The organism is Achromobacter sp. Marseille-Q4954, assembly GCF_943737025.1.
In the GTDB taxonomy this organism is placed as follows: domain Bacteria; phylum Pseudomonadota; class Gammaproteobacteria; order Burkholderiales; family Burkholderiaceae_B; genus Achromobacter; species Achromobacter bronchisepticus_A.
The window spans coordinates 317,502-335,450 of sequence record NZ_CALSFQ010000001.1; the positions used below are offsets into that span (position 1 = coordinate 317,502).

General features: G+C 66.0%; 20 protein-coding genes. 4 read left to right on the top strand and 16 right to left on the bottom strand.

Annotated elements, in window-relative coordinates; all coding sequences use genetic code 11:
• Positions 1–43: 43 nt before the first annotated feature.
• The 5 genes from NGK62_RS01440 to NGK62_RS01460 are packed head-to-tail and all read right to left on the bottom strand — an operon-like array spanning position 44 to position 4,482.
• On the bottom strand, positions 44–346 hold the full coding sequence (locus NGK62_RS01440) for a Dabb family protein (RefSeq protein ID WP_059379184.1): 303 nt from the start codon (positions 344–346) through the stop codon (positions 44–46).
• Positions 346–2,223: an ABC transporter permease gene (locus tag NGK62_RS01445; protein ID WP_251877185.1), complete on the bottom strand. Its 1,878-nt coding sequence runs from the start codon at positions 2,221–2,223 to the stop codon at positions 346–348. The genes NGK62_RS01440 and NGK62_RS01445 overlap by 1 nt, the downstream gene beginning before the upstream one ends.
• A 13-nt stretch (positions 2,224–2,236) precedes the next feature.
• The gene (locus tag NGK62_RS01450; RefSeq protein ID WP_054451072.1) at positions 2,237–2,929 is read right to left on the bottom strand and encodes an ABC transporter ATP-binding protein; all 693 of its coding nucleotides are present in this window, start codon (positions 2,927–2,929) and stop codon (positions 2,237–2,239) included.
• A 1-nt stretch (position 2,930) separates the two neighbouring features.
• Entirely contained in the window at positions 2,931–3,692 is a 762-nt protein-coding gene (locus NGK62_RS01455) for an ABC transporter ATP-binding protein (protein WP_054451071.1), read from the bottom strand.
• Between the two features lie 10 nt (positions 3,693–3,702).
• Positions 3,703–4,482, bottom strand: a complete 780-nt coding sequence (locus NGK62_RS01460) for an SDR family NAD(P)-dependent oxidoreductase (RefSeq protein ID WP_059379187.1) — start codon at positions 4,480–4,482, stop codon at positions 3,703–3,705.
• A gap of 173 nt (positions 4,483–4,655) precedes the next feature.
• On the opposite strand from NGK62_RS01460, the gene NGK62_RS01465 reads away from it, so the two are divergent.
• The 4 genes from NGK62_RS01465 to NGK62_RS01480 all read left to right on the top strand — a co-directional run bounded on the left by NGK62_RS01465 (position 4,656) and on the right by NGK62_RS01480 (position 7,929).
• The gene (locus NGK62_RS01465; protein ID WP_054451069.1) at positions 4,656–5,054 is read left to right on the top strand and encodes a cupin domain-containing protein; all 399 of its coding nucleotides are present in this window, start codon (positions 4,656–4,658) and stop codon (positions 5,052–5,054) included.
• A gap of 68 nt (positions 5,055–5,122) precedes the next feature.
• The gene (locus tag NGK62_RS01470; protein ID WP_059379190.1) at positions 5,123–6,334 is read left to right on the top strand and encodes an ABC transporter substrate-binding protein; all 1,212 of its coding nucleotides are present in this window, start codon (positions 5,123–5,125) and stop codon (positions 6,332–6,334) included.
• Positions 6,331–7,095, top strand: coding sequence for an SDR family NAD(P)-dependent oxidoreductase (locus tag NGK62_RS01475; protein ID WP_223283513.1), 765 nt, complete (start codon positions 6,331–6,333; stop codon positions 7,093–7,095). The genes NGK62_RS01470 and NGK62_RS01475 overlap by 4 nt, the downstream gene beginning before the upstream one ends.
• A gap of 15 nt (positions 7,096–7,110) precedes the next feature.
• On the top strand, positions 7,111–7,929 hold the full coding sequence (locus tag NGK62_RS01480; protein WP_059379194.1) for an IclR family transcriptional regulator: 819 nt from the start codon (positions 7,111–7,113) through the stop codon (positions 7,927–7,929).
• Between the two features lie 98 nt (positions 7,930–8,027).
• Here the strand turns inward: NGK62_RS01480 and ppa are convergent, their stop codons facing one another.
• The 11 genes from ppa to NGK62_RS01530 all read right to left on the bottom strand — a co-directional run bounded on the left by ppa (position 8,028) and on the right by NGK62_RS01530 (position 17,897).
• Complete coding sequence (gene ppa, locus NGK62_RS01485; protein WP_013392552.1) at positions 8,028–8,558, bottom strand: inorganic diphosphatase; 531 nt, start codon at positions 8,556–8,558, stop codon at positions 8,028–8,030.
• A 32-nt stretch (positions 8,559–8,590) separates the two neighbouring features.
• Positions 8,591–10,216, bottom strand: a complete 1,626-nt coding sequence (locus NGK62_RS01490) for a heme biosynthesis HemY N-terminal domain-containing protein (protein WP_118934941.1) — start codon at positions 10,214–10,216, stop codon at positions 8,591–8,593.
• A gap of 5 nt (positions 10,217–10,221) precedes the next feature.
• Positions 10,222–11,415, bottom strand: a complete 1,194-nt coding sequence (locus NGK62_RS01495; protein ID WP_059379198.1) for a uroporphyrinogen-III C-methyltransferase — start codon at positions 11,413–11,415, stop codon at positions 10,222–10,224.
• A gap of 37 nt (positions 11,416–11,452) precedes the next feature.
• The gene (locus tag NGK62_RS01500; RefSeq protein ID WP_059379199.1) at positions 11,453–12,271 is read right to left on the bottom strand and encodes a uroporphyrinogen-III synthase; all 819 of its coding nucleotides are present in this window, start codon (positions 12,269–12,271) and stop codon (positions 11,453–11,455) included.
• The gene (gene hemC / locus NGK62_RS01505; RefSeq protein ID WP_059379200.1) at positions 12,271–13,218 is read right to left on the bottom strand and encodes a hydroxymethylbilane synthase; all 948 of its coding nucleotides are present in this window, start codon (positions 13,216–13,218) and stop codon (positions 12,271–12,273) included. The genes NGK62_RS01500 and hemC overlap by 1 nt, the downstream gene beginning before the upstream one ends.
• Before the next feature lie 9 nt (positions 13,219–13,227).
• Entirely contained in the window at positions 13,228–13,350 is a 123-nt protein-coding gene (locus NGK62_RS32340; protein ID WP_042792647.1) for a hypothetical protein, read from the bottom strand.
• On the bottom strand, positions 13,337–14,056 hold the full coding sequence (locus NGK62_RS01510) for a TerC family protein (protein ID WP_059379201.1): 720 nt from the start codon (positions 14,054–14,056) through the stop codon (positions 13,337–13,339). Before NGK62_RS01510 ends, NGK62_RS32340 begins: the two co-directional genes overlap by 14 nt.
• 111 nt (positions 14,057–14,167) lie before the next feature.
• A complete protein-coding gene (locus NGK62_RS01515) occupies positions 14,168–14,866 on the bottom strand; it encodes a TerC family protein (protein WP_118933340.1) in 699 nt (232 codons plus the stop codon).
• A 353-nt stretch (positions 14,867–15,219) separates the two neighbouring features.
• Positions 15,220–16,101 carry a succinate--CoA ligase subunit alpha gene (gene sucD, locus NGK62_RS01520; protein ID WP_013392545.1) on the bottom strand — a complete coding sequence of 294 codons (882 nt, stop codon included), beginning with the start codon at positions 16,099–16,101 and terminating at the stop codon, positions 15,220–15,222.
• Positions 16,102–16,123: 22 nt separating this feature from the next.
• Positions 16,124–17,284 carry an ADP-forming succinate--CoA ligase subunit beta gene (sucC, locus tag NGK62_RS01525; RefSeq protein ID WP_059379204.1) on the bottom strand — a complete coding sequence of 387 codons (1,161 nt, stop codon included), beginning with the start codon at positions 17,282–17,284 and terminating at the stop codon, positions 16,124–16,126.
• A gap of 10 nt (positions 17,285–17,294) precedes the next feature.
• Positions 17,295–17,897 (bottom strand): DUF2889 domain-containing protein, encoded by a 603-nt coding sequence (locus NGK62_RS01530; RefSeq protein WP_059379336.1) that lies wholly within the window; start codon positions 17,895–17,897, stop codon positions 17,295–17,297.
• Positions 17,898–17,949: the final 52 nt, after the last annotated feature.

The window sequence follows — 17,949 nt, forward strand, 5'->3', positions numbered from 1 at the left end:
CGAGTTTATCCCTTTCCGGGGGGCTGGGCGCGGTTCGGGCTATTCAGCTGAACGTAGGAATTTCCCCGTCATACACCACCAGGCGCTCGATGAAGCCGGCCATGTAGGCCTTCATCTCCTGGTGCGCGGGCGAGACCTGGTAGCGGTCATGCGCGGGGCTGTCCGCGAAAGCCGCCACCACGGCATGGGTCAGGCCATCCGAGCGGCTGGCCTCGTTGGGCCGGAAAGAGTAGCCCGCCACGCCATCGCACTCGGCCAGGATGCGCTGGCAATAGCCCTGGACGCGGTCATGGAAACGGCCGTCGGCGGCCTCCGACAGCTGCAGCATTACGACATGCAAGTACATCAGGATTCCTTTTTCTTGCGGGTAAGCGCCAGCCAGCCCCGCGAAACCAGTCCCATGATGCCGTCGCGGAACAGGAGGACGCAGAGGACGAAGATCGCGCCCTGGACGATGAGCACCCAGGAGCCCAGCGGCGCCAGGTAGTTTTGCAGCGACACGAAGGTGAAGGCACCGGCCAGCGGCCCGAACACCGTGCCGATGCCGCCCAGGAGCGCCATCAGCACTACTTCGCCGTTGGCATGCCAGTGCACGTCCGTCAGCGAAGCGACACCGAACACCAGCACCTTCAGGCCGCCGGCCAGCCCCGCCACCGAGGCCGACAGCGTGAACGCCATCAGCTTGTAGCGCGAAGTGGAGTAGCCGAGCGAGCGGGCGCGCTGCTCGTTGTCGCGCACCGAGCGGATTACCTCACCGAAGGGTGAGTTCAACACGCGCAGCACGAAGGCGTAGCCCAGCGCGAACACGGCCAGCGTGAAGTAATACATGGGCATCACGCCTTCAAGATCGAAGATGCCGAACAGCTTGCCGCGCGGCACGCTTTGCAGGCCGTCCTCGCCGCCGGTGAAGCCCGCCTGGACCGCGATGAAGTAGACCAGTTGCGACAACGCCAGCGTGATCATCGCGAAGTAGATGCCCTGGCGCCGGATCGCGACTGCGCCAAAGGCCAGGCCCAGCAGGCCGCCCGTCAGCACCCCGGCCAGCAGGCCGAGCTCGGGCGTGGCGCTCAGCAGCTTCATCACGATGCCGGTCGCGTAGGCAGCCGCGCCGAAGAACGCGGCATGGCCGAACGACAGCAGGCCCACGTAGCCCACCAGCAGGTTGAAGGCCGCGGCAAACAGCGCGAAGCACAGCACCTTCATCAGAAAGGTCGGATAGATGAACCAGGGCGCGGCCAGGGCGGCCACGGCCAGCGCCGCCATCGCCACGCGCATGCCGCGGCGGCTCAGCTGCACCGGCTCGCGCGTCGCCTCGGCTGCCAGCACGTTCTGCACCTGCAGGGGCTTGCCGAACAGGCCCGCGGGCTTGCACAGCAGCACCAGCACCATGATGATGAAGATCGCCAGGTTGGCGGCCTCGGGATAGAACACCTTGGTCAGGCCTTCGATGATGCCCAGGCCGAAGCCGCTGATGATGGCGCCCATGATGGAACCCATGCCGCCGATCACCACCACCGCGAACACCACCACCACCAGGTTGGAGCCCATCATCGGACTGACCTGGTAGATCGGCGCGGCGATCACGCCCGCCACCGACGCCAACGCCACACCCAGCGCGTAGGTCAGCGTGATGAGCAGCGGCACGTTGATGCCGAAGGAACGCACCACCGTCGGATTCTCGGTGGCCGCGCGCAGCATGGCGCCCACGCGGGTCTTCTCGATCAGCACCCAGACGGCCAGGCACAGCACCAGCGATACCGCCACCGCCCAGCCGCGGTACCAGGGCAGGAACATGAAGCCCAGGTTGACGCCGCCGGACAGCGCCTTGGGTATCGTGTAAGGCAGCCCCGATACGCCATAGGCCTGGCGCAGGCCGCCTTCGATCAGCAGCGCAATGCCGAAGGTCAGCAGCAGGCCGTACAGATGGTCCATGCGGTAGGTGCGCGAGATCAGCAGGCGCTCGACCACGATGGCGAACACGGCCATGATGAGCGGCACCAGCACCAGGGCGGCCCAGTAGTTCACGCCCAGGTAGTTCAGCAGCATCCAGGCCAGGAACGCGCCCGCCGTGTATTGCGCGCCGTGGGCGAAGTTGATGATGTTCAACAGGCCGAAGATCACCGCCAGCCCGATCGACAGCAGCGCGTAGAACGAACCGTTGATCAGGCCGAGCAGGAGCTGGCCGAATAGTGCCGTGGACGGCACGCCGAATATTTCGAACACGTGGATTCTCCCCTCAGACGCCCAGGCGGCGCTTGATCCGCTCGGGATCGTTGCGCGCTTCTTCTGCCGACAGCTGGTCGACGACGCAGCCGTGCTCCATGACGTAGTGGCGGTCGGCCACCTTGGTCGCGAAACGGAAGTTCTGCTCGACCAGCACGATGGTGAAGCCCCGCTCCTTCAAGGTGCGGATGGCATGCCCGATCTGCTGCACGATGACGGGCGCCAGGCCTTCGGTGGGCTCGTCCAGCAGGATGAGCTGGGCGCCGGTGCGCAGGATGCGCGCGATCGCCAGCATCTGCTGTTCGCCGCCGGACAGGTTGCCGCCGGAACTGGCGCTGCGTTCACGCAAGTTGGGAAACAGCGTGTAGATCTCGTCCAGCGACATGCCGCCATCGGCCAGGCGCGGCGGCAGCATCAGGTTTTCGGTCACGTCCAGGCTGCGGAACACGGCCCGTTCTTCGGGGCAATACACCACGCCCAACCGCGGAATGCGGTGTGCCGCCATGCCCACGGTCTCCTGGCCGTTCAGGCGGATGGAGCCGCGGCGCTTGTCCATGATGCCCATGATGGCGCGCAGCGTGGTCGTCTTGCCCGCGCCGTTGCGGCCCAGGATGGTGACAAGCTCGCCGCGCCTGACTTCCATGTCCACGCCGTGCAGCACGTGGGATTCGCCGTACCAGGCGTTGAGGTCCTTGATAACCAGCATCTCAGTGCGCCTCCTCGTCGGAGCCCATGTAGGCCGTGATGACGCGCTCGTCGCTGGACACGGTGGCGTAGTCGCCCTCGGCCAGCACCGCGCCGCGCGCCAGCACCGTGATGGTGTCGGACAGATCCGCCACCACCGACAGGTTGTGTTCGACCATCAGGATGCTGCGGTTGGCGGACGCGCGCCGGATCAGCGCGGCGATGCGGGTCACGTCCTCCTGGCCCAGGCCCGCCATGGGCTCGTCCAGCAGCATGATTTCCGGTTCCAGCGCCAGGGTCATCGCGATTTCCAGCGCGCGCTTGCGGCCGTAAGGCAGCAGCGCCGCCGTGGTGTGCGCCAGGCCGGAGAGGCCAACCGCGTCCAGCAGTTCCATGGCGCGGCCGTTCAGGCGGTCGATGCTGCTGCGGCTGCGCCAGAAGCGCCAGCCGTCGCCGTGCTGGCGCATCAGCGCCACGCGCATGTTCTGCAGCGCCGTCAGGCCCAGGAACACGGCGGATATCTGGAACGAGCGGACGATGCCCAGGCGCGCGATCTGCTCGGGCGCCAGCGCCGTGATGTCGCGGCCGCGGTAATGGATGACGCCCGCGTCGGGCGTGAGGAACTTGGTCAGCAGGTTGAAGCAGGTGGTTTTGCCTGCGCCATTGGGGCCGATCAAGGCATGGATGGAGCCTTCGCGCAGGGACAAGGACACGCCGTCGACGGCATTGAAGCCGCCGAACCGCTTGACCAATCCCTGCGCGGACAGGACCGCTGGGGTGTTCATGGGCGCGCTCCTACATGCGGGCCAGCAGGCCGCCGTCGATCGCCAGGACGTGTCCGTTGACGAACGAAGCGCCCGGCGAGGCCAGGTAGACCACGGCAGGCGCGATATCTTCCGGCGCGGCCCAGCGGCCAGTCGGCACCGCCGTGGCCAGGAAGGACTGGAACTGCGGATTGTCCTGCAGTCCCTGCGTGAAATCGGTACGCACGAAGCCGGGCGCCAGCGCATTGCAGGTGATGCCGCTGGCGCCGTATTCGACCGCCAGCGCGCGGGTGAAGGCAGCGATGGCGCCCTTGGCGGTGGCGTAGGCGGCGATATTGGGCATGGTGGCCTGCCCCGCCACGGACGACATCAGCACGATGCGGCCGAAGCCGCGCTTGCCCATGCCGGGCAGCACGGCCCGCGCGCAATGGAAGGCGCCGTTGACGTGCACGTTCTGCAAGGCCTGCCATTCGGCGGAGCTCATCTCCACCACGGGCTTGCGGTTCTGGTTGCCGGCATTGCTGACCAGCACATCAATTTCCAGCCCGGCGCTCTCCAGTTGCGCGACGGCATCGGCCACGGCTTGTTCGTCGGCGACATCGAAAGGCGCCCCATGGGCCTTGATGCCTTCGGCCGCCAGGCGCTCGCAGGCGGCGGCGCAGGCTTCGCCGGACAGATCGTTGATTACCACCTGGGCGCCTGCCTGCCCCAATGCCCTCGCGATGGCGTAGCCCAGTCCCCTTGCCGCGCCCGTCACCAGCGCGACGCGCCCCGCCAGACCGAACGTGCGGTCCAGATAGTCGTGTTTCAAGCTTGTCTCCTTGGTTTTATATATGCCGGATTTCTTGGCCCGGCTGTGTCGCTGCATGCTTCCGTCCGGCGAAAACATGATTGACATAAATCTCAATATACGCGACTATTTTTAAACACTCAATAACAAGATTTTTTCTTTATCTCTCATAAAGAGTTCTGGTAGGAGACATCATGGCCCTGGAAACTCCCGGCTGCCCCGCAGCCAACGCCTTGCCGCCCCTGGCTTCACGCTTCCTCAAGGTTGCCGATCTGCCATGGAAACCGACGCAAGTGGAAGGCATAGACATGAAGGTGCTGATGCAGGACAAGGAGACCGGCTTGCTGACGGCCCTGTTCCGCTGGCAGCCCGGCACCGAGCTGCCGCTGCATGAGCACGTGGAAGTCGAACAGACCTTCGTGCTGGAAGGCTCGATCGTCGACGCCGAAGGCGAGGTCTGCGCCGGCGACTACGTGTGGCGCCCTCGCGGCAACCGGCACGTGGCGCGCGCGCCCAACGGCGCCCTGGTGCTGAGCTTCTTCCTGAAACCCAATATGTTCATCGACGCCTACGCCGGCCAGACGCTGGAGTAAGCGGCCCAGGCGCGACCGTCCGGCACAGGATGGCGCGCACAGAAACTAGCCCCCGAGGAGACATACCCATGAAGACCCGTTTGAAGAACAGCCTGGCCGCCTGCGTGCTGGGCGCCCTGTCCGTATCCGCCCAGGCCCAGGTGTCCGATGACGTCGTGAAGATCGGCGTGCTGGGCGACCAGTCCGGCATGATGGCCGACCTGTCCGGCAAGTTCGGCGTGGAAGCCGTGAAGATGGCCGTCGAGGATTTCGGCGGCACCGTGCTGGGCAAGCCCATCGAAGTGATCTCGGCCGACCACCAGAACAAGGTCGACATCGGCGTGGCGACCGCGCGCCGCTGGTACGAGAACGACAAGGTGGACCTGATCCTGGACGTGCCCAACTCCGCCATCGCGCTGGCGGTGCAGGACCTGACCCGCCAGATGAAGCGCGTGGTCATCTTCACCAGCGCAGGCTCCGCCGACCTGACCGGCAAGGCCTGCTCGCCCAACGGCATGCACTGGACCTACGACACCTACGCCTACGCCACCGGCGTGGCCAACGGCGTCATGGAAGACGGCGGCAAGAGCTGGTACTTCATCACGTCCGACTACGCCTTCGGACATTCGCTGGAACGCGATGCCATGGCAGTGGTCAAGGCCAAGGGCGGCCAAGTCGTGGGCAGCGTGCGCCACCCCATCGCCAGCGCGGACTTCTCCTCGTTCCTGTTGCAGGCGCAGGCGTCGAAGGCCCAGGTGATCGGCCTGGCCAACGGCAGCGGCGACACTATCAACAGCATCAAGCAGGCGTTCGAATTCGGCATCATGGGCAGCAAGCAGCGCGTGGCCGCCCTCTTCATGAGCATCGTGGACGTGCGCAGCGTGGGACTGGAATACGCGCAGGGCCTGAACCTGGTGGAACCCTTCTACTGGGACCTGGACGACAAGTCGCGGCAATGGTCCGAGCGCTACTTCAAGCGCACCGGCCGCATGCCGTCCATGGTCCAGGCCAGCAACTACAGCGCCACCATGCACTATCTGAATGCCGTCAAGGCCGCAGGCACGGACGCTTCCGAACCGGTGCTGAAGAAGATGCATGAGACGCCCATCAACGACTTCATGACCGAGAACGGCCGCATCCGCGAGGACGGCCGCATCATGCGCGACCTCTACCTGTTCCAGGTCAAGAAGCCCTCAGAATCTAAGCGCGACTGGGACTACTACAACCTGGTGCGCAAGATTCCGGCCGAACAGGCCTTCCGTCCGCTCAAGGACGGCGCCTGCCCGCTGGTGAAATCATGATGGACGGCGCGCTTGGACTGCTGACCGGCAAGCGCGCCATTGTCACGGGGGGCGCCAACCCCCGTGGCATAGGCGCCGCCATCGTCGAGCTCTTCATCGCCCAGGGCGCCACGGTCGCGGTGCTGGACCAGGCTTATCCGGAGGGGGCCAACGCGGCACTGGCCGCGGGCCGCATCGACCTGCACTGCGACGTGTCCCGCTCGGCCTCCTGCGAGGCGGCGGTCGCGCGCGCCCGGGAAGCGCTCGGCGGCATCGACGTGCTGGTCAACAACGCCGGCATCGTCGCGGCCACGCGCATCTGGGATTTGCCCGAGGACGAGTTCCGCCGCATGGTGGAAGTGAACCTGACCGGCACCTACAACGTCACGCATGCGGCGCTGCCCGAATTGCTGCAAAGCCCGCGGCGCCCGGCCATCGTCAACCTGGGTTCCACCGCCGCCCTGCGCGGCGGCGGTCTCCTGGGCGGTTCGCACTATGCGGCGTCCAAAGGCGGCGTCATCAGTTTCACCAAGGCGCTGGCCCGCGAGCTGGGGCCGCGCGGGGTGCGTGCCAATTGCGTGGCGCCCGGCATCATCGAAACGGACATGACGCTGGGAAAATTCGGCGAAAATTGGGAACAAGAACTCAAACAGGGCATTCCGCTGCAGCGCTTCGGCTCGCCCGCCGAAGTCGCCCAGGCCATACTTTTCCTGGCTTCGGACCTGTCCTCCTACTCAACCGGCATCGTGGTCGACGTCAATGGCGGCTTCCACATTCACTAGGCGCGCCCTCCCGCAATGAGCACTCCAGACCGCATGTTGTCCATCCTCGACCTCTTTCGCGACGACACCACCGCCGCGTTCCAGGAAGACGTCATGGCGCATCTGGACTGCTCGCGCGCCACGGCTTACCGCTACCTCAAGTCGCTGACCGAAAGCGGGCTGCTGGCGCCGACCTCGGGCGGCGCCTATGTGCTGGGTTCGCGCATCATCGAGCTGGACCGCCACCTGCGCCAGCACGATCCGCTGATGCGCGCGGCGCGTGACGTCATGCGCGCCACCGGCGACGAGCTGCACGCCAACCTGATGCTGTGCAACTACTACGGCGACAAGGTCATGTGCGTGGACCGCTACTGGACCGACGATTCCATCGAATCGAGCTATGCGCGCGGCCGTCCCTACACCATGTTCCATGGCGCCACCGCCAAGCCCATCCTGGCCAACCTGCCGCCTTACCAGTTGCGCAACCTGATGCTGTGGCACGCCGCGGAAATCCGCGAGGCCGGGCTGGGAGAGGACTGGGACGAGTTCCGCGCCAACCTCAAGCGCCTGCGCGCGGCCGGGGTGTACGTGTCGCATGGCGAGGTCGACCCGGGGTTGATAGGCATAGGCTCGGCCATCTTCAGCGCCGAACAGAAGGTCGTGGGCAGCCTGGTATTCATCGCCGCGGAAGCGCGCACCTCGGCCGAGCGGCTGGAGGTACTGCAGGCGCGCATCCAGATCGCGGCCGCGCAGGTGTCGCGCAATCTGCAGGCCCCGCAAAGCAACGGCGCGGCGGCGATCGGCATCATGCCGTCGCGGCCGCGCCGCATCAAGACCCCAGCCAGGTCAAAATAGCCCCACGCCGCGCCTTCGGCTTGCCGCCCCCCGAGGGGGCGTTTTTGCCTTGGGACGGCCCGGCGGCAAAAAAAAACCGGCCAGGTCCAGACCTGAGATCAGGCCTTGTTGTAGCGCTCGGCGCTGCGAACGATTTCCTCGTGCGCGGCGTCCAGGCCCTTCCAGCCCTTGACCTTGACCCACTTGCCCTTTTCCAGGTCCTTGTAGTGCTCGAAGAAATGCTGGATGCGGGAGATGTCTTCCGCCGGCAGATCTTCGTAGGACTTGATGTTGCGGTACGGGGGGTACAGCTTTTCGATCGGCACGGCCAACAGCTTGGCGTCGCCGCCCGACTCGTCGTCCATTTCCAGCACGCCGATGGCGCGGCAGCGCACCACCGCGCCGATCTGGATCGGGAACGGGGTCAGCACCAGCACGTCGGCGGGGTCGCCGTCTTCGGACAGGGTTTGCGGGATGTAGCCGTAGTTGCACGGGTAGTGCATGGCGGTCAGCATGAAGCGGTCAACGAAAATCGCGCCCGTGTCCTTGTCGACCTCGTACTTCACCGGGTCGGCGTTCATGGGGATTTCGATGATGACGTTGAAGTCTTCCGGCAGCTTCTTGCCAGGGGAGACGCGATCAAGACTCATGATTCAACCTTGTTGTGTGTCTGAAGGATTGTTCAAATCGAGCCGTCGTCCTTGAACGGCGGCTTGGTAGCCGGCACGGGCGCGGCGGCCGGCGCGGGCTTGGACCCTGCGGGCGTAGCCGGCGCGTACGTGGGCACGGGATCATCGAAAGCCGCCGCCGGGATGGGGGCGCTGTCGAAGTACTCGTCGATGTCGGAGGTGCTGCCGCCGGCCAGCGGAGCGTCCTCGGGAGCCAGCGCGCGCTCGCGCTGTTCTTTGTTCACGCGGGCGTCCGGATCCAGCACGTAGTCGGAGGCCGAGGCCGCCACGGCCGGCGGCAACGCGGGGTAATCGCCGCCGAGTTCGGTGTCGTCGCTGTCGACGTCGGACAGGCCCACCGCATAGCCGCCTTCGGCGTCCACGCGATAAGGATCGGAACCGGTGTCCGCGGCCGGCAAGGCGGCATCCGCCGCCAGCACCGGCAGCGCCATGCTGGCCGCCGTTGCCAGACGCCAGTGGCGCACCGCGTCGGCGGGACGATCCAAGCGGTCATACAGGCTGCCCAGCAGCGCATGCGTCTGCGCATCGCTGCGGCGGCTGAGACTGCGCAGCAGATAGCGTTCTGCCTGGCCCCAGAGCTGGCCGTTCAGGCACAGCATGCCCAGCGCGGTGAGCAGGTCCGGATCGGTGGGACGCTGTTGCAGCCAGGTCTCGGCGCGGGCCAGCCGGCGCGAGACTTGTTCGGCTTCGCAGCGCGCGTAGGCGGCCACCAGGGCCGGATTGAACTTCACGGCGACCGCGGCTTCCAGCACGCGCGCGGCCTCGCTGGCTTCGCCGGCGGCCTCGAACGCCGCCGCGCCCGACAGCGCGATTTCCGGCAGGAGGCGCTCCTCGGCCTTCAGATCCTTCCAGATGGCGCGCCAGGCATCGCTGCCGCCCGCGGCGGCGGCGCGCAAACGCGCCGCGCCCGAGGCGTCGATCAACTGATCGGCTTCGGAACGGGCCAGCGCATTGCGACGTACCAGGCCGCGCGCCAGCGTGAAGACCTGTTCGTCGTGATGCAAGGCGGTGTGCGCACGCAGCAGCAGGCGCATGGTGTGCAGATGGCGCGCGCCGCCGTCGGCCAGCGGCTCCAGCACGGCCAGCGCGCGCTCGGCGCGGCCCTGGTCCAGCAGCATGTCGGCCGACACGGTGGCAGTGGCTTCGATCAGGCCGGCGTCCGTGCCGGCTTGTTCCTGCGCGATCGCCAGCAGGCGGTCGCGGCGGTCGAACTCGCCCAGGCCATGCGTGGCGCGGGCGGCGGACAAGGCCGCCAGCACACGGCGCGTCTGGACCTTGGTCTGGTCCAGCAGCTTGGTCAGATCTTTTTCGGCGGTGGTGTAGCGCCCTTCCAGCAGGCCGATCCAGCCGCGTTCCAGCAGTTCGTGGTCGCGCGCCTGGGCGCGCTTGCCGCGCCAGGCCCGCACGCGGTCGGGAATGGCCAGCAGCCATGCCAGCAGGCGCAGGCCCACGTACAGCACGATGAAGGCCGCGACGATCAGCAGGACCGCCAGCGTCAGCGACATGCTGATGCGCCACGGCCAGACCAGCAACAGCACGTTGCCGGAGTGCGAACGCAGCACCACCGCCAAGGCGACGGCGATGACGGCGAGCAGCAGAGTCCAGAACCAGGTACGCATAAGCCTCAGTCCTGTCCGCTGGTCTTGAAGCCTGCGGCGCGCAGCGCGGCCACGGCGTTGAGGCTGTCGGCCACTTCCGGCATGCGCACGGCAATGTCGGTCTGCGCCAGTTCGCGCGCCAGGGTCTGGGCCGCGACGGTGTCGGGGGATCGGCCGTCGAAATACTTGGCGAGCGTGACGCCGACGTTGTCGAGTTCGCTCTTCCAGACGGCGGGCTGGCGCATCAGCATGGCCAGTTGCGCGGTCAGCAGGCGCTGGCGCAGCGTGCCGCGCACCTGGTCGGCCTGTTCGGGCGACAGCAGCAAGGCAGCGGGCTCGTCCACGCGCTGGATCGTGATCAGGCCGCCCAGTTCATGCGCCAGCGCGGAGCCGGCGCGGCCGGGCCAGGAGGCCATTTCGGCGCGCCAGCGCTGCCACCAGGGCGCGTCGGCCGGCAGGCCGGCCAGCGGATCGACCGCGGGGGCCGGCGCGGCAGCCGGAGCGCTTTCGCCGGCGGGCGCCACGCCCGGGGCCGCGGCGTCCGGCACCAGCAGGGGCGCCTTGCCAATCAGCGCCACCAGGCGGTCGATGCGGGCCGACAGGGCGGGGATATCCACGGTGGACACGGCGCGCAGGCGGTCCAGGTCGCCGTTGATGGATTGCTGCAGGCTGGAGAAACGCGGGCGGTCGGCGCGCGCCAGGCGCGATTGCGCCGTTTCCAGCGCCACGATCGCATTGGAGACATTGCCCGCCAGGCGCAGTTGCTGGTTGGCAATGGTCAGCAGGCGTTCGACGTCGTTGGCGAGCAGTTCGTCGCTGGCGCTGTCGTTGAAGTTCTGCCAGGCCAGTTGCAGGGCGCTGTACTGGCTTTGCGTTTCGCGCACAGTGTCTTCGAGTTCACCGACACGGCCGGCCTGGGCTTGCGCCAGGGCCAGGGCCTCGCGGGTGTCCTTGCGGGCCTGCGCCAGGTCGGCGGTCAGCGTTTCGAGGCGCGTGGCGACTTCGCGGCCGGCGGACACGAACTGGGTGCGCTGCATCCAGAGGGCGTAACCCAGGCCGGCTGCCAGCAGGATGAGGATGATGAGGGCGGGGACCAACGGGCCACTGCCGCGCTTGGCCGGACGGGCCTTGACGGAATCGGCCGGGGCCGATGCGGGCGCGCTTGCACCCGGGGCGGCCGTCGGAACGACCGGATCGGTAGCGGGAGTCTTGTCTGTCATGACGCGATTGTATTCGGTGTCAGTCCGATGCAACGAATCAAGCAGCAACAAAAGCCTGGAATATCGACTCGTCGTTAGGCAAGCAGATTTTTACCATCGGCCGCGCCCCGCCTTCATGACAGGCCTGTGGCAGACGGCGTTCCAAGGAGGGATGCGTCAGTACGAAGCGGCACCGCGCCCACCAGTCCGCCAGCCCGGCCGCGTCCAGGCCGGCCCGCAGCGCCTCAGCGCCCTCGCCGCTGGTGATCAGCCAGGTGGCTGGAACGCCCGCGTCAGCCCAGCGCCGCAGGCTGGCGACCTGGTCCGCGCCCCAGCTCGCGGGGCGCCGCAGATAGGCGGCATGGCGCGTCACGGCGGCGCCGTGCGCCTCGAGCTTGTCGCCCAGCCAGTCCCTGCCCTGCGTGCCGCGCACCAGCAGCACGCGGGCGGGCATTTGCGGCAACCCCTGCAAAACCTCCCAGAGCGCCTCGGAGTCGTGACTGGGCGCGCTTTCGGGGGGATGCAAAACTGTTGTATTCACGCCAAAACAGGGGGATAGGCGCAAGGCCTGGGCACTGGCCGGCCCGACCGTTGCGGCGATGACGCCAGCCGGCCAGGGAGCCGCCCCGTCGGCCTGTGCCCACTGTTCCAAGTACAACTTGGCCGCGTTGCCGCTGACGAACACGACCATGTCGAAGTCGGCAGGGCGCGGCGGCCCGCCCGCGGCGGCGGGCAAGGCCTGGATTTCCAGGGCGGGAAGAATGCAGGACGTCCAGCCGGCGCCGGCCAGGCGGTCGGCCAGCGCCTCGTTGCGACCTTCGGGCCGCGTCAGGATGGCGACCCGCGGCGGTTCGGCGGCAGCGGACGCCATGGCCATCAGTCGGCTCTGGGCGGGTCTTGCAGCAGTTCGCGCAGGATGTCCTGCGCGCCCGCGTCCAGCAGCGCCTGCGCCGCGGCCTCGCCGATCGCCTGGGCCTCGGCCACCGGGCCGCTGCGGGCCGCATGGACCATGCGCACGCCGTCGGGCGACGCCACCAGCGCGCGCAGCGACAAAGTGCCGCCGGCGATCTCGGCATACGCCGCCAGGGGCACCTGGCAAGATCCGCCCAACTTGCGGGACACCGCGCGCTCAGCCACCACACAGGAGGTGGTGCCGGCGCTGATCAAGGGGGCCAGCCAGGCGCGCATGTCGTCGCGGTCGTCGCGGATCTCGATGCCCAGGGCGCCCTGCCCGGCGGCAGGCAGGCTGTCTTCCGGTTCGAGCAGGCTGCGGATGCGCGATCCCAGACCCAGACGCTCCAGGCCAGCCGCAGCCAGCACGATGGCGTCGTATTCGCCTTTGTCGAGCTTGCCCAGGCGGGTGTCGAGATTGCCGCGCAAAGGCTTGACCACCAGCTCGGGATAGCGCGCGCGGATCTGCGATTCGCGGCGCAGGCTGGACGTGCCTACGACGGCGCCCGCCGGCAAGTCGGCCAGCGAGTCATGGGTATTGGAGACGAAGGCATCGCGCGGATCCGCGCGATCGAGGACGGCGCAAAGCTCGAACGGGGCTTGCAGATCGACCGGCACGTCCTTCAAGGAGTGCACGGCCAGATCGGCGCGCCCGTCGAGCAGCGCGTTTTCGAGTTCCTTGACGAAGAGACCCTTGCCGCCCACCTTGGAGAGCGTGCGGTCGAGGATCTGATCGCCTCGGGTCGTCAGGGTGAGCAGCTCAACCGCGCACGCCGGGTACAGCGTGCGCAGCCGGTCGCGCACATGCTCGGCTTGCCACAGGGCAAGCCGGCTGGCGCGGGTCGCGATGACCAGGCGTTGCGGTAGAGACACGAGACGGCATCAAACAAAATTGGAGACGATGACCGTCGCGACCACCCCGAGGATGGCCAGCACGAAAAGGCCCTGAAGGAGGCTCAGGCCCGATTCGGATTGCTGGGGATCGGTGGATCTACGCAGACTCATGTGCTGATTCCTTGGAAGCGGTTTTGCGGCTTGCCAGCCACCGTCCAAGGACAACAACGAGCAAGGCGCCAATGATTTCTGCGCCGATTTTAACCGCAGTGGGCTGTACGCCGAATTGACGTTCGACAACCACGTCGGTGATCAGCATGCCGCCGGCGATCCAGCCCAGCAGTGCCGCGCCCAGCGTAACCACCAGCGGATAGCGGTCGATGAGCTTGAGCACCAGGGTGCTGCCCCAGATGATGATGGGCACGCTGACGATCAGGCCGAAGGCGACCAGGCCGATCTGATGGTCGGCGTGGGCGTTCTGGGCGGCGCCGGCGATGGCGATCACGTTGTCCAGGCTCATCACGAAGTCGGCGATGATGATGGTCTTGATCGCGGCGGCGATGGATGTGCCGCCCTTGATGTTGCCATGGGCATCATCCTCGGGAATCAGCAGCTTGACGCCGATCCAGACCAGCAGCAGGCCGCCCACGACCTTCAGGAAGGGAATCGACAACAGCGTCAGGGCGAAGGCGATCAGGACCACGCGCAGGATGATGGCGCCCGCGGTACCCCACAGAATGCCTTGCATGCGCTGCTTGGGCGCCAGATTGCGGCAAGCCAGCGCGATCACGACGGCGTTGTCGCCGCCGAGCAGGATGTCGATGAGGATGATCTGGAATACCGCTGTCCAACTCAGCGTCTGGAAAAACTCAAGCACTATGAACCCCCGAAGGCATTATGAAAAGAGTGGCCGGTCCCGGTCCGGCAAGGCTCGCCGCGCATGGCGCGGCGAGCTTATTCAGTACAACTTATTAGTATAATTCAGCTTTCAGTCAGCTTTCTGGCGCATCAGCAAAACTTTACCGATAGCCAGCACCAGCACCGCGCCCAGCACGCCCGTCATCAGCGCAAAGCTATGCTGCGTGATTCCCAGGGCCGCATCGATGCGCGCCACGGGTTCTTCCAGGGCCGGATCGCCCACCAGCAGTTCGCCAGCAATGAAACCCAGGAGCGCCGCGCCCACCCAGACGATGACCGGGAAGCGCTCGATGACCTTCAGGAGCAGCGTGCTGCCGAAGATGACCAGCGGAATACTGATGGCCAGGCCCAACACCAGCAAGGTCGTGTCGCCCATGGCGGCGGCGGCAACGGCCACCACGTTGTCCAGGCTCATGACCAGGTCGGCAATCATGATAGTGCGGATTGCGGTCAGCAGATTGCCTTGCGTCTTGCCGCCGCCATCTTCCTCGCCTTCGGGCAACAGCAGCGTCACGCCGATGTAGACCAGGAGCAGCGCGCCGATCAGCTTGAGCCACGGCAGCAGGAGCAGCTTGGCCGCTACCAGCGTCAGCACGATACGCATGATGATCGCCGCGGCGGAGCCGACCACGATCGCTTTTTTCTGTTGGGCCGGAGGCAGCGAACGCGCCGCCAGCGCAATAACCACGGCGTTGTCGCCCGATAGCAGAATGTTGACCCAAATGATCTGGAGCAACGCTATCCAGAATGCCGCTGAACTAAGTTCCATGCCTCTCTTTCCTAGGTGTGATCCCCCTAGGACGAACCAAATGAATGGGTGAAAAAAGATAAAAAAATCGTACTGACCGCCTTGGTGCGAGCCCGGCGGCATTCTTGCTTGGTACGCGTGGAATTTCTTTCATTATAGTTTCGTTCAGCTTTCCGTATGTTTGCCAGGCCGCGCCATGGACGCGGGATTTCCCTAGGATTGCGGAAAAAAAACGAAAAAAAGCCCGCCATAGCGGGCTTGGGTTGGCGGATGCCAGCCGCCGGGAGCCAGGGGTTTGACGCCGGGAGCGGGACTTCCGCCAGCAGGCCGCACGCCGGACGCAAGCAGCGTCCAGACGAGCGGCCAGGCGCTTTTTACAGCACCGACTTGAGCAGCTTGCCCATTTCGGACGGGTTGCGCGTGGTGCGGATGCCGCAGGCTTCCATGACTTCCAGCTTGGCGTCGGCAGTGTCGGCGCCGCCGGAGATCAGCGCGCCGGCGTGACCCATGCGCTTTCCGGGAGGAGCGGTGACACCAGCGATGAAGCCGACGACCGGCTTCTTCATGTTGTCCTTGGCCCACTCGGCAGCGTTGACTTCGTCCGGGCCGCCGATTTCGCCGATCATGATGACGGCGTCGGTGTCGGGATCGTCATTGAACATCTTCAGCACGTCGACGTGCTTCAGGCCGTTGATGGGATCGCCACCGATGCCGACGGCGCTGGATTGACCCAGGCCCAGCTCGGTGACTTGCGCCACGGCTTCGTACGTCAGGGTGCCCGAACGGCTGACGATGCCGATGCGGCCCTTGCGGTGGATGTGACCGGGCATGATGCCGATCTTGATTTCGTCGGGGGTGATCAGACCCGGGCAGTTCGGACCCAGCAGCAGGGTCTTGCTGCCCTTGGCCTTCATGCGGTTCTTGACTTCCAGCATGTCGCGGACCGGGATGCCTTCGGTGATGCAGATCACCAGATCCAGTTCGGCCTCGACGGCTTCCCAGATGGCGGCAGCGGCGCCCGCGGGCGGCACGTAGATGACGGACACGGTGGCGCCGGTGTCAGCCTTGGCGTCCTTCACCGAAGCGAAGATCGGCACGCCTTCGAAGTCTTCACCCGCCTTCTTGGGGTTCACGCCGGCCACGAAAGCGGCCTTGCCATTGGCGTACTCACGGCACATGCGGGTGTGGAACTGGCCCGTCTTGCCCGTGATGCCCTGGGTGATGACCTTGGTGTCCTTGTTGATCAGAATCGACATTTGTGAATCCTTGGGTTTTTCTTTACTTGACGGCGGCTACGACGCGGGTGGCGGCTTCAGCCATCGTGTCGGCGCTGATGATCGGCAGACCGGAGTCGGCCAGCATCTTCTTGCCGAGTTCTTCGTTGGTGCCCTTCATGCGGACGACCAGCGGCACGTTCAGGTTGACGGCCTTGCAAGCAGCGATCACGCCTTCGGCGATGACGTCGCAGCGCATGATGCCGCCGAAGATGTTGACCAGGATGGCCTTCACGCTCTTGTTCTTGAGCATGATCTTGAAGGCTTCCGTGACCTTCTCGGCGGTGGCGCCGCCGCCGACGTCCAGGAAGTTGGCCGGCTCGCCGCCGAACAGCTTGATGGTGTCCATGGTGGCCATGGCCAGGCCGGCGCCGTTCACCAGGCAGCCGATGTTGCCGTCGAGCTGGATGTAGGCCAGGTCGAACTTGCTGGCTTCGATTTCAGCCGGATCTTCTTCGTCCAGGTCGCGGTAGGCGACGATTTCCGGGTGGCGGAACAAGGCGTTGGGATCGAAGTTGAACTTGGCGTCCAGGGCGATGATGTTGCCCTTGCTGTCGCGGTTCAGCGGGTTGATTTCGACCAGGGAGGCGTCGGTGTCCATGTAGCACTTGTAGAGCTTCTGGAACACGTCCACGGCCTGGGCGGTGGAGTCAGCGGGCAGGCCGATCGCGTTGGCGATCTTGGTGGCTTGCTCGGCCGACAGGCCGGTCAGCGGGTCGATGTATTCGGTGATGATCTTCTCGGGAGTGGAGTGGGCCACTTCCTCGATGTCCATGCCGCCTTCGCTGGAAGCGATGAAGGCAACCTTCTGGGTGGCGCGGTCGGTGACCAGCGACACGTAGTATTCCTTCTGGATGTCGGCGCCGTCTTCGATGTACAGGCGGCGGACCTTCTGGCCTTCCGGGCCGGTCTGGTGCGTGACCAGCTGCATGCCCAGGATTTCCGAGGCCAGCTTGCGGACGTCGTCCAGCGAGCGCGCCAGCTTCACGCCGCCGCCCTTGCCGCGGCCGCCCGCGTGAATTTGTGCCTTGACGACCCACACCGGTCCACCCAGCTTTTCAGCGGCAGCCACGGCCTCGTCGACGGAAAGAGCGGGAATCCCGCGCGGCACGGGGACGCCAAATTGCTTCAGCAGTTCCTTGCCTTGATACTCGTGGATTTTCATGTGTTACCTGTCAGGACGTATGAGAAAAAGAAGGTGAATCGGAGGACGAATCGGCCGATGCCTCAGCGCTACCCCCGGTGTACCACTTGGGATAGTGCTCAGCCACCACCGGGCCGCGGGTGCTTAGCGCGTGGCAGCCGTCCAGTTGGAATGGACGCCGGTTCGGGTTGTTTTCCTGCCGCCGGCGGTTGGCCATGGTCTGGACTGCCGCGGTGGGTAGCACCTGCGACAGCTCGGTCATGTGCGTACAGCCCTCCACGTGCCCGAACCGCTCCTTGACCTGCCGGCGGAACCCTTTGAGCAGGTTCATGCCGATCAGATCAGTGTAAGCCGGTTCGATGGCCATGCAATGCTCGCCGTAGGGAGCGGCGTCATAGACGGCCTGCGCCGCCACGATCGCGAAATTCTCGTCGATGGTGATGCGCAGATGCATGTGGTGGATGGGTTGTCCGGCCTTGAACATCTCGCCGTCGCGCTTGGGGAAATCGTACGCCTTGACGTCGATCAGCTCGGCTTCCAGGTCCCAGAGCCCGTCTTCGCGCGCATACGACTGCACGCGTATGGAACGCGTGTGCAATGGTTGGCGAGGATAGTCCGGCGGTGGCAAGGGCATGCTGGGGGCCTGCGGGGCGAGATGCCTGCGCATGGTGCGCGGCAACAAAACC